The 11,704-nt window shown below is 43.5% G+C and carries 10 protein-coding genes; 7 read left to right on the top strand and 3 right to left on the bottom strand.

Features of this window, described 5'->3' with window-relative positions:
- A partial coding sequence (gene glnA, locus JZU62_RS08450; RefSeq protein WP_295013797.1) for a type I glutamate--ammonia ligase occupies positions 1-1,418 on the bottom strand: 1,418 nt, incomplete at its 3' end.
- A 72-nt stretch (positions 1,419-1,490) separates the two neighbouring features.
- Positions 1,491-2,270 (bottom strand): histidinol-phosphatase, encoded by a 780-nt coding sequence (locus JZU62_RS08445; RefSeq protein ID WP_295013795.1) that lies wholly within the window; start codon positions 2,268-2,270, stop codon positions 1,491-1,493.
- 77 nt (positions 2,271-2,347) lie between these two features.
- Between JZU62_RS08445 and JZU62_RS08440 the strand changes: the two genes are divergently transcribed.
- From JZU62_RS08440 to JZU62_RS08420, 5 genes are read left to right on the top strand one after another with little or no spacing between them, the layout of a single operon-like run.
- Positions 2,348-3,052, top strand: coding sequence for a chemotaxis protein (locus JZU62_RS08440; protein WP_295013793.1), 705 nt, complete (start codon positions 2,348-2,350; stop codon positions 3,050-3,052).
- Positions 3,053-3,104: 52 nt separating this feature from the next.
- Positions 3,105-4,397 (top strand): peptidase U32 family protein, encoded by a 1,293-nt coding sequence (locus JZU62_RS08435; protein ID WP_295013791.1) that lies wholly within the window; start codon positions 3,105-3,107, stop codon positions 4,395-4,397.
- 25 nt (positions 4,398-4,422) lie between these two features.
- A complete protein-coding gene (purE, locus tag JZU62_RS08430) occupies positions 4,423-4,917 on the top strand; it encodes a 5-(carboxyamino)imidazole ribonucleotide mutase (protein WP_295013789.1) in 495 nt (164 codons plus the stop codon).
- A 49-nt stretch (positions 4,918-4,966) separates the two neighbouring features.
- Complete coding sequence (locus tag JZU62_RS08425) at positions 4,967-5,440, top strand: DUF3972 domain-containing protein (protein ID WP_295013787.1); 474 nt, start codon at positions 4,967-4,969, stop codon at positions 5,438-5,440.
- Positions 5,437-6,294 carry an ARMT1-like domain-containing protein gene (locus JZU62_RS08420; RefSeq protein WP_295013785.1) on the top strand — a complete coding sequence of 286 codons (858 nt, stop codon included), beginning with the start codon at positions 5,437-5,439 and terminating at the stop codon, positions 6,292-6,294. The genes JZU62_RS08425 and JZU62_RS08420 overlap by 4 nt, the downstream gene beginning before the upstream one ends.
- Here the strand turns inward: JZU62_RS08420 and JZU62_RS08415 are convergent.
- Entirely contained in the window at positions 6,291-8,555 is a 2,265-nt protein-coding gene (locus tag JZU62_RS08415; protein WP_295013783.1) for an ABC transporter substrate-binding protein, read from the bottom strand. The genes JZU62_RS08420 and JZU62_RS08415 overlap by 4 nt on opposite strands.
- Before the next feature lie 106 nt (positions 8,556-8,661).
- On the opposite strand from JZU62_RS08415, the gene glyQ reads away from it, so the two are divergent.
- Both glyQ and JZU62_RS08405 read left to right on the top strand, forming a co-directional pair.
- Complete coding sequence (gene glyQ / locus JZU62_RS08410; RefSeq protein ID WP_295013781.1) at positions 8,662-9,543, top strand: glycine--tRNA ligase subunit alpha; 882 nt, start codon at positions 8,662-8,664, stop codon at positions 9,541-9,543.
- The coding region (locus tag JZU62_RS08405; RefSeq protein WP_295013779.1) for an AAA family ATPase at positions 9,543-11,704 on the top strand (2,162 nt) is incomplete at its 3' end. The genes glyQ and JZU62_RS08405, both read left to right, overlap by 1 nt.

Raw genomic sequence — 11,704 nt, 5'->3', positions numbered from 1 at the left:
GTAGATTTGAATTCGAATGCAGTTGGGCGAGATTCATCAGGCCATACTTGTGTTTCGAATTTGTAATGCTGGTATGTATCAATGAACTCAGGAGTCATTACCGGCTGCAAGAACTCGTTATCACGAATCAATGCTTCTAATGAACCACGTAATGTATGTGGCATTTGAGGAATCCCTTTTTCACGGATTTCAGCAAGGCTAAGTTCGAATAGATCTTCATCCATAGGACCAACTGGAACTGTTTTGTTTTTGATACCATCAAGTCCAGCTAGCAACATTGCTGTAAATGCTAGATATGGGCATGAAGTAGAATCAGGGAAACGCATTTCGATACGTGTCGCTTTTTCACCCGCACCGTATGGAACACGGCAAGAAGCAGAACGGTTTTGGCTAGAATAAGTCAAAATCGAAGGAGCTTCGAAACCGGGGATAAGGCGTTTGTATGAGTTGGTTGATGGGTTTGTGAATGCTGCAACCGCGCGAGCATGTGCGAAGATACCGCCTACATAGTGAAGCGCTGTTTCAGACAAGTTGCTGTAGCCACCCTCTTTGTAGAATGTATTTTTGCCGTCTTTCCAAATTGATTGGTGAACGTGCATACCGTTACCGTTATCTCCATAAAGCGGTTTAGGCATGAAAGTAACCGTTTTACCATTAAGATGAGCAACCATTTTGATAACGTATTTAAGTTTTTGGACGTTATCAGCCGCTTCTACAAGAGTTCCGAAAACGATACCGATTTCACCTTGACCTTGTGCAACTTCGTGGTGACCGAGAACAACTTCAAGACCAACTTGCTCTAACGCCAACATCATCTCAGCACGAAGATCAACCATAGTATCGATCGGTGCTACTGGGAAGTAACCCCCTTTATTACGTGGGCGATGACCGGTATTGAACCCGTCTTTAAATGATTTTGCATCATTCCACTCACCCTCTTCAGTATCAACTTCAAAATATTGGCAGTTTACTTCGTCGCGAATTTTTACATCATCGAATACGAAGAACTCATTTTCAGGACCGAAATAAGCTACGTCACCGACACCGGCATTTGCAAGGTGCTGAAGTGCTTTTTTAGCGATAGCACGAGGACATTTTTCATATGCTTGACCTTTGTAAATATCATAAACATCACAGAATACGATAACGGTCGGATCAGCAGTAAATGGATCCATAAACGCAGATTCAGCATCCGGTTTAAGCAACATATCTGAGCGATTAATCGGCTGCCAAGCATCGATAGATGAACCATCAAATGGAAGACCGCCTTCAAATTGACCCGCGTTTACCGCACTCATACGGTAACTAACGTGATGCCATGTCCCTTTCATATCGGTGAAACGAAAGTCAACGAATTGAACATCGTTCTCTTTACAAAAACTGAAAAACTCGTCGACACTATTTACGAATTTACCCATGCAAATCTCCTGAAAATAATAAAGTGCGGGCAGTATAGCAAAAGTTGGCAAAAAAAGGAGGGTTTCGAGTGATTAAAATTTAACCATTTCCCGATCTCGTCCCAAATAAAGGGCACATTTATCATATCCAACGGAACGAGCCAACGCTTCTGCTTCTTGAGTATAAAGCCCTACTTGCTCTTTGCAATGGGCATCCGAACCGAATGTTATCGGTATCTCCAACTCTGCGATTAACTCCATTAAAAGGGGCGATGGATAGGCTTCCGCAATCGGTTTTCGATACCCTGCAACATTGATCTCTATCGACATATTTGCTTTTTTAATCGCTTTTAGTGCCCCTTCTGATAAAGAGCGGATATCCCCTGTCGGAAGATATTTAAATATTTTAAGTAAATCAAAATGCCCGACGATATCGAATTTTCCACTCTGTGCCATCGCCTCTACCAATGCAAAATAGCGACGATAAATATCATCGATATCCGCTCCCTCATATCGACCAATAAATTCAGGATTATCAAACCCCCAATCATCAATAAAATGGACACTTCCGATCAAATAATCGCACGATCGATTCAATACGATGTTATCCATATATCCCGGGAGATAATCGATCTCATATCCCAATAAGACGTGAATTTTATCTGCGTATTTGTCCTGAGCCTCTTTTACCCATCCCTCATACAGTTCCATTTGATCAAAACGCATTCGATACGCCAGATCATAGTGCATCGGCGCGTGATCGGAAAAACCGAAATATTCGGTTTGACATGCAATAGCGGCTTCAACGTACTCTGCAACCGTTCCGGTAGCATGATTGCAGAGTACGGTATGGTTGTGAAGATCGACTTTCATGAATATGCCCTAGGTAAAAATAATGGTTTTAATGTTATTATAGTGCAATTTTAAAAAAATCGTTGAGGATAAAGATCATGACGCAAGAAGAGTTAGATGCGCTAATGAATGGTGACGTAGATTTAGATATGGGAGTTGAAGAAGAAGTGGCCGAAGCTCCTGAATCTTCAGAAGAGCCTATCGATCCGAAGTACTATAGTGAAGGAGATGCCGATAAATATCGTGTTTCTGCACTTCACAGCTGGCCACCCCCACCGCCGACCGATGATAACAAAATGGTTCATCAGCTCGATGACGTTACTAAAGAGAGTGAAGAAAAAGCATCTGAAATTTTTGACCTTATCGAAGAGATTAGCAATGACCTTGGAAAAGGTGAAAAAGATGTCAAAACACTTCAAGCAATTATTAAAAGCAATGTTGATCTTTTTACCACTCTAAGCGAAAAATTTCCTCATATTGAGGCATTTAAAACTCAATTAGCAGAAAATGAGCGAGCCAAAGATGGGCTCAATGACGTTTTAGATATCCTTCAAAATGGCGGAGACACTATTATGAATGTTATGGATATTATGCAATACCAAGATATTCACCGTCAAAAAATCGAACGAGTTATCAACGTTATGCGTGCTCTCTCGACCTACATGAACCATCTCTTTGCCGGAAAAATCGACGACAGCAAGCGTGTCAGCTCTGCGGTTCATATTCACGGGGACACCTCGACTGAAGATATCGTAAACAGTGATGATATCGAAGCATTATTAGCTTCGTTTGGGCAAAAATAAATAAACAAAACGATACAATCTGCTCACTATTTTTGACCACAAGAGAGTCATATTGAAAAAAGTCGAGCTTCTATCCCCCGCGGGGAATTTAGAAAAATTAAAAATTGCTATCGATTTCGGGGCAGATGCCGTATACGGTGGTGTCAGCCATTTTTCACTCCGCATCCGTTCCGGTAAAGAGTTTGATCTAGAAAGTTTCAAAGAGGGAATCGATTATGCCCATGAACGCGGGCGTAAAGTCTATGTCACCATCAACGGTTTTCCGTTCAATTCTCAATTAAAACTGCTCAAAGAGCATATTGCCATAATGGCTTCTTTAAAACCCGATGCATTTATCGTTGCAACCCCCGGAGTTCTCAAACTAGCTCACCAGATTGCACCCAATATTCCGCTTCATCTGTCGACCCAAGCCAACGTCATGAACATTTTGGATGCACAAGTGTACTACGATATGGGGGCTCGTCGCATTATTGCCGCACGGGAAATTTCGCTCAAAGATTTAAAACAGATCAAAGCAGAGCTTCCCGATTTAGAGATCGAAGTGTTTGTGCATGGATCAATGTGTTTTGCTTACAGCGGTCGATGTCTAATCTCGACACTCCAAAGCGGCCGTGTCCCTAACCGAGGAAGCTGTGCCAACGACTGCCGATTTCCTTATGAAATGTACGCCGCCAATCCTGAAACGGGAACCCTCTTCAAACTTGTCGAAGATGAAGGAATCGGTACTTACATCATGAATTCCAAAGATCTAAATCTCGCAAGCCATATCAAAGAGATTCTAGATGCTGGATGTATCGATTCACTCAAAATCGAAGGGCGTACAAAAGCACCGTATTACGCCGCTATTACGGCAAAAGTCTACCGCCGTGCAATTAATGATTACTATGAGGGAAAAAGTAATCCTGATAGCTACCAAAAAGAGCTTAATACGATGCAAAACCGAGGCTTTACCGATGCTTATCTCATCAACCGCCCTTTTGAAAAACACGATACCCAAAATCTCGATTATTCAATGATGATGGGAACCCATCAGGTGAGCGGTATCGTAGACGAATCGGGTGAGTATTTCGAGTGCAAGTATAAAACTTTCCCGAATGATACGATGGAACTCGTTTTCCCTGAGGGGAATCTCCTAGAGCCGATCGATAATGAAATCGGAAAAATTTGGGAAGAGAATGGGGAGTGGCATATCTCATTTAAACAGCTCCTCGCTGAAAACGGCAAAGTTTGGGATCAGGTTCACAGCGGAAATCTCAACCGCTTTAGAGTGCCATGTGCTCTGCCTCATTTCACCTTTTTCCGTATCCCAGCTACAGAAGATATGGGAACGGTAACAAAGTGTTAATTTCAAAACCTAAGGAGTCAATTCAATGAAATTTGTATCAATAATTATGGGAAGTAAAAGTGACTTTGATGTCATGAAATCGTGTTCAGAGACCCTCGAAGAGTTTGGTGTTCAGTACGAACTCATCATCTCATCAGCGCACCGAAGCCCTGAACGTACCAAAGAATATGTCATTGCAGCAGAAGCTAAAGGGGCACAAGTATTTATCGCGGCTGCCGGTATGGCGGCTCATTTAGCTGGAGTACTATCGTCAAAAACGATCAAACCGATTATCGGTGTTCCAATGAGTGCTTCAGCCCTTAGCGGAATCGATGCTCTCCTCTCAACCGTTCAAATGCCCGCCGGTATGCCGGTAGCAACCGTTGCTATCGGAAAAGCGGGAGCGATAAACTCTGCCTATCTCGCGATGCAAATTTTAGCGTTAGAAAATGAAGAGTTACGGATGAAACTCCAAGAAGACCGTATCGCGAAAGCAAAAAAAGTTGAAATGGATTCATTAGAAATAGAAACTATTTTATAATTAGGGTACGCGTTTTGCTATACTAATTAAAATTTGAAGGCGGTGAACAATGCAAGGATGGATGAGTATCGATGATTACGCTCAAATGGCGAATATGGAGCGTAGTGCCGTTGAAGCATTGATCGTTCGTGGAAAACTCACTACTCTCATCGAAGATGGTGAAGTAATCATCGATCCGGGTCAGGGGATGGCGGGTCTTGTCCCATCGACGATGCATGAGCTTAGTGCATCCGAAGCAGATATCACCCTCGGTGCCAGTTTTGTCGAAAAAACCATAGGTACTATCATCAATCTTCACGAAAAAGTCCTGGTAGCCAAAGAGGAGACCATCGAATCGATCAAAAACGAGAACCAATTTCTCAAAGATGCCCTCGACTCTCTTCAAGAACTGTACGAAGAAGACCGTAACACTATCGCTACCCTCACCGAACAGCTCAAACTCTCTCAACAAGAGGTTGAGTTCATGCGTCGTAAATACAAACTGATGTGGGGTAAAGTCATCGACGATCACGCTGCGCAATGACAATACAACCTGAGTGTATTGGGTGTATTATCGCCCAAAGCGGGCGTGTCTGCGATGCTATTCATGCCGATGAATCATTACGAAAACGTATTATCAGTTATGTCGAAACAACCCTTCAAAATGCCAATTTTACCCTCTCGCCACCCATAATCGCCGCACCGTTATACGAACAAATAGCAATTCTTGCTCAGATCGATGATTTGTACGAAGAACAGAAACAACACGCCTCAGTTCAAGCTAAAAGCTATATCCCTTTTTTAGAAGAAACGATCCAAAACAGTGATGATCCGCTCATCGCTATTCTCAAAACAGCCGTAGTCGGCAATGTGATCGATCTCGCCGCCGAAGTGAGCTTTGATCTGCATGAGGCGATTATGTCGGTCTTTAATATGCCCTTTGCCCATGATGATACCAAAACATTACACGCTACGCTCACACATACTAAAACACTCCTCTATATCGGCGATAATGCGGGAGAACACATTTTCGATGCGTTAGCGATCCGCTTCCTACAAAAACTCTATCCGCACATAGCAGTTACCTATTTAGTACGCGGGAATCCGATCATCAATGATGTTACGATGAGCGAAGCGCAGGAAGCAGGAATAGATAAAGTATGTACCCTCATGGACAGCGGTGTTCCCACCCCAGGATTTGTTTACAGCCTCGCCTCTCCCGAAGCCAAAAAACTTTTTGACAGTGCCGATTTGATTATTGCCAAAGGGATGGGAAATTATGAGTGCATGACCCCTCAACAACGACAGAACATTTGCTTTTTACTCAAAGTAAAATGTTCCGTGGTTGCCGCTTCGCTGAATCTAAAAATAGGTGACATCGTCTGTAAACTCTCTTAAGAGATACAGATTCGGTTTCTCCCCTCTGCTTTTGCCTGATACAAAGCACTATCGGCACGCCCTACGATATTTTCAATCCGATCTCCCTCACGGCTTTCACTGATTCCAAAACTGCACGTAAGAGTATGAATATGGGGGAAATCATACATTTCGATAACCGATTTGATTTTCTCAGCCAACTGTTCACCCCCAGTAAGTGTCGTATCTGGACAAATAATCATAAACTCTTCTCCACCCCATCGCCCAACAATATCAACATTACGAATATTATCACTGAGCAATTTAGCAAAGATAACTAACGTTTTGTCTCCCACCAAATGACCGTAAGTATCATTAACACGCTTGAAGTAATCCAAATCAATCATAATAACCGAAAAAATTCGACCTGTTCGTTCATAAAAGTGATAGCACTCTAAAAGTTTTTCATCCAAACGAATACGATTAGTAAGCCCCGTTAGTGGATCAGTCGTTGCCATTTTCAAAAGCCGTTTATTGTATTTTCCCATCTCAAACTGACGATAAATAAAAATAGAAATGATAAATAAAGCTGCTAAGGCGATCCCATACACCCAACTGTAATCAACCCTATCTTCATAGGTAATCGCAATATATTGGTTCATAATTTTCTGTCGATCTACAATACTAATCGAATCTATAGCCTTATCAATAATCGATTTTAGCTCAGGATAATCGTTACGAATCATCATCCGAAGATCAAAATTAAACTCTGTTGTTCCTGATATCTTCAAATCGACATGATGGTCTTCATTTATAAGATAGGCAACTGAGGGAAGTATATCAATTACCGCATCTACACGTCCCGAACTGAGAGCATTGAGGGCTTCACGAGTATCTTCTACCCCTATAATAGTGATATCAGGATATTTTAGGGCTATTGATTCGGCAACGTTATTTCCCTCAGCAATCGCTACCCGTTTCCCTCCCAACGCATTTAACCCCGGAAGAAAATCTATCGCTTTACCGGTAACAATGACATTTGCGAATGTGGCATACGGTTTGGAAAAAAGTGCGTAGCGCTCTTTCTCCTTGGAAATAGATGTTCCTAATGCCACATCGACAATTTTGGTTTTCATCGATTCAAGGATACCCCCCCACGTCAATGAAGGGGTAAAAGAGCTCTTCATGCCGGTTCGCTCAACAATAAGCTTCCAAAAATCAACCCCTATTCCCTGAAGTTCTTGCGAATTATGCTCTGGATAAAAAGTAAAAGGAGGCCATTGCTCTATCGAGGTGTAGCGGATAATATTCGTATGTAAAAATGAGTGTTCATCAACACTCAATGCTACGGATTGTTTGCCTGTATCATCATAAATAAACCCATCCAATCGCTTTTCATCTTGATGAATTCCCATAACCCGATAAATATCCGATATACGACGGAATTTATCTACGGTTATTGCCCCCAGGGGCTGATCTCCTCTATACGCCAACGATTTAAGTACCTCTCCCTCATATACGAGAGATTCAAGTGACTTATTTTGCCCATTATAGTGTGTTCGTATAAGTTGCGCTGTTTCAGGAATATGTGAAAAAGCATACTCCCACCCTTTTAAGGTCGCGTCGACAAACGCCCTTACCCTTTTAGGATGATTACGTACTTCTAAATCTGACGTAAAAAGGATATCGCTATAAAAATCAAATCCATATGCTTCAGGGCTAATAGCATTTGTCTCAACCCCTTTTTCTTTCAAAATATAGGGTTCATTAGAGATATAACACGCCATAACATCAGTTTTTCCGTTAGAAATATCCATTGGATTGTAGCTATGTTCTATCGTTTTGAGCTCATCTACCGAAAGTCCTTGCGAATTAAGCATGGCGCGAACTGATATCGTATCTTGAAAATCTTGCGTCATCATGATCCGTTTGCCGACCAAATCACGGGGAGTTTTAATATCAGCTGATTTTTGAGAGAGCAGGATAAAAGGAGAACTTTGAAAGATCGCTGCCAATGCAACCACATTTCGCCCTTTCATTCGATCGACCAAAAGTGATGATCTCCCAATACCATAAGTACTATGACCCGCCATTACTTCATCAACGGCAAGTTTTTTCGAATCAAATTTTTGAATCGTTACATCGAGCCCCGCATCACGGTAATATCCTTTCTCTTTAGCAATGTAATACCCTGCAAACTGAAACTGATCCGCCCATTGCAGTTGAACGGAAACTTTCTCTACAGCAGGCTGAGCATTGAGCGCAGTAATAGATAAAAATAATATAAATAAATAGTATTTCATTATTTACCTCACTTAGTTGCTCCCATAATAGGATGTATTCCTTTAAGAAATCCTTTGAATAGTCCTTTTTTGGTATAATGACGTAATTTATTTATATGGGATAACTATGATTACGTTCGGTGATATGCTTTTAAAACTTCAACAATTTTGGAATGACCAAGGGTGTGCGATCGTCCAGCCTTATGACATCGCCGCAGGAGCAGGGACATTTCACCCTGCAACGTTTCTTCGTTCACTCGACTCAAAACCGTGGTCAGTCGCCTATGTCGCACCCAGCCGACGCCCGACAGACGGTCGTTACGGCGAAAATCCGAACCGTTTGGGAAGCTACTATCAGTTTCAAGTCCTCATCAAACCGAGTCCTGAGAATATCCAAGAACTCTATCTCAAAAGTTTAGAATACCTCGGTCTAAACCTCAAAGATCATGACATCCGTTTCGTCGAAGACAACTGGGAATCTCCGACCCTCGGAGCATGGGGTCTGGGTTGGGAAGTATGGCTCAACGGTATGGAAGTAACTCAATTCACCTACTTTCAGCAAGTCGGCGGAGTAACGTGTGATCCCGTAGCGGTTGAAATCACCTACGGTACGGAGCGTCTGGCGATGTATCTGCAAGGGGTCGATACGGTATTTGACATCGTATGGAGCGAAAACAAATTCGGCAAAACTCTCTACCGCGACATCCACAAAGAGGGTGAGATCGAGTTTTCAAAATACAACTTCGAAATCGCCGATACGACAATGCTCTTTCATGAGTTTGAAGCCAAAGCCACCGAGTGTAAACGATGTCTCGATGCCGAGCTTCCCCTCCCCGCGTATGATCTGTGCATGATGGCGTCCCATACGTTTAACACCCTCGATGCGCGCAAAGCGATCTCAGTAACAGAACGTGCCAACTATATCCTCAAAATCCGAGAGTTAGCCAAAGGGTGTGCAGAGCTGTATAAATCACAAGAAGAGGAAAGAAACCTCCGCGTAAAAGCCTAATGCAAACCCTCATCGGTCAGATTGATCGAATCATCTACCAAAACAACGGCTTTTTTATCGCTGCACTTAAAAACGGTGATAAAATCAGCGCCCACTACTACGAAAGCGATGTCGATAATCTCAAAGATGCGGCGGTGACCCTCAAAGGCTCATGGGAAGAACACGCGCAACACGGTCGAACGTTTAAAGCCCAGAGTCTCATCGTCAACCAAAACGAACTCTTCTTTTTTCTCAACCGCGTCGTCAAAGGCTTTACTAAAAAACTCACCGCCGAGCTGATCGAAAAATACGGTACTGAGGGGCTGATTGATATACTCGACAATGATATCGAGCGTCTAATGGAGATTAAAGGGATGAATGAAAAACGTCTCCTCAAGCTCTCCAGCGGATGGAAACAGTTTCGCTCCATGAGAGCATTAGGAGAATTTTTAGCCCCATTCGGTGTCACCCCTGCCCTCCTTCGACTTATAGCCGGAGCGTTAAAAGAGGTAAAAGACCCCATCGAAGCGATCAAACATAACCCGTATGGTCTGATGCGGATTAATGGTATCGGGTTTAAAAAAGCCGATGAGATTGCTCTAAATATGGGGCTAAGGGCAGATGATGAACGGCGTATCCAAGCGGCAATGGAGTATACCCTCAGTGAATACTGCGACTCTGAGGGGAACAGCTGTATCGAAAAAAACGCCCTTTTTGCCAAGCTCGATCTCCTCGTAGCATTAGGGGATCAACGTACCTACGAAGAGGCTCTCGATGATCGTCTGCGAGAGGGGAGCATTACGTTACTTCCCAGTTCCAAACTCTCCCCTACCCGCATATATGAAGCCGAAACACTTCTGATAGAGCAGTTTAAACGTCGAGGTAAAAATACACATGAACCTCTGAGTGATGATCTAAGCGCATTTTGTGAAGCCCATACTCTCACCCTCGGCGAACAACAATTTAGCGCGTTGGAGCTCATTAATCGCGGTGCAGGGCTTATCTTGCTTGTCGGATATGCCGGAACGGGGAAAAGTACCACCGCTAAAGCGCTCCTTGATCTTTTAGCCACCCGTCATGAACCGAGCCTCATTATGACGTGTGCTCTGAGCGGTATCGCATCTCAGCGGATACGGGAGCGCAGCGGCTATCAAAGTTCTACGATTCAAAGTCTGCTGGTGCGATTCGAATCGCACGACACGATGCCTTTTCAGGTGATCTTGATCGATGAAGCCTCGATGATCAACTCGATGCTCTTTGCGCGGCTGATGGCGAAGATTGATCGCGATGCGACGGTGATTATCGTCGGCGATGATGCACAACTCCCCCCTATTGGAGCAGGTAGCCCCTTGAGCGATGCAATTGCCCTAAACCTCGCCCCGACGGTGATGCTCACCCAAATCTACCGTCAAAGCCCCGATCAAGCAATCGCCCTGATCGCCAACGAGGTTCGAAAAGGGGTAATCCCCAATTATCAAGAGAGCTATGAAGACTTTACGTTTTTGAGTGTCGATCTCCCCAACCGCTATGCCCTCAAAAATTCTCTCACGGCAACCGAATTCGAAGAGGTGCTCAAAACCCATTCTCACAATACGTTGGCGGCTATCGCCGATGTCACCTTGAAATATCTCTCACAGTCGCGCAAAAAACTCGAATCGAAACAGATACGCGAATACCTCAGCGCCTTTCAGGTGATCTCACCGATGAGAGGCAATGCGCTGGGGGTAGATAATCTCAATCTCTTATTGCAAAGCTATTTCAACCCGAATCCGAAGAAAAAAGTCAAAACGCTCAAAGGGGAATTCGGGCTTCACGACAAAGTGGTGCACACCAAAAATGAAAACCTCCCTTCCACTACCCCCGAAGAGTTTAAAGAGGGAAATGATCCGAGTGAGAGACGGATATTTAACGGAATGTGCGGTCTTATCTTCCGACTCGATGAGGAAGAGGAACTCTGTTATGTCTATTATCCCAATGAAGAGCTAATCGTCCACTATAAATATGATCAAATCAGCGATTATCTGAGCCTCTCTTATGCCCTGAGCGTCCATAAAGTGCAAGGGATGGAATACGAACGGGTCGTAATGGTGATGAGTTTTTCACACCACATTATGCTCAATACCAAACTCCTCTATACGGCGCTCACACGGGCAAAAAAACATTGTATCGTTGTGGGGGAGAG

The sequence above is a fragment of the Sulfuricurvum sp. genome (genome assembly GCF_019163035.1).
GTDB lineage: Bacteria > Campylobacterota > Campylobacteria > Campylobacterales > Sulfurimonadaceae > Sulfuricurvum.
The sequence above is the reverse complement of the archived record's forward strand: the minus strand, read 5'-3'. Positions and strand labels throughout refer to the sequence as shown.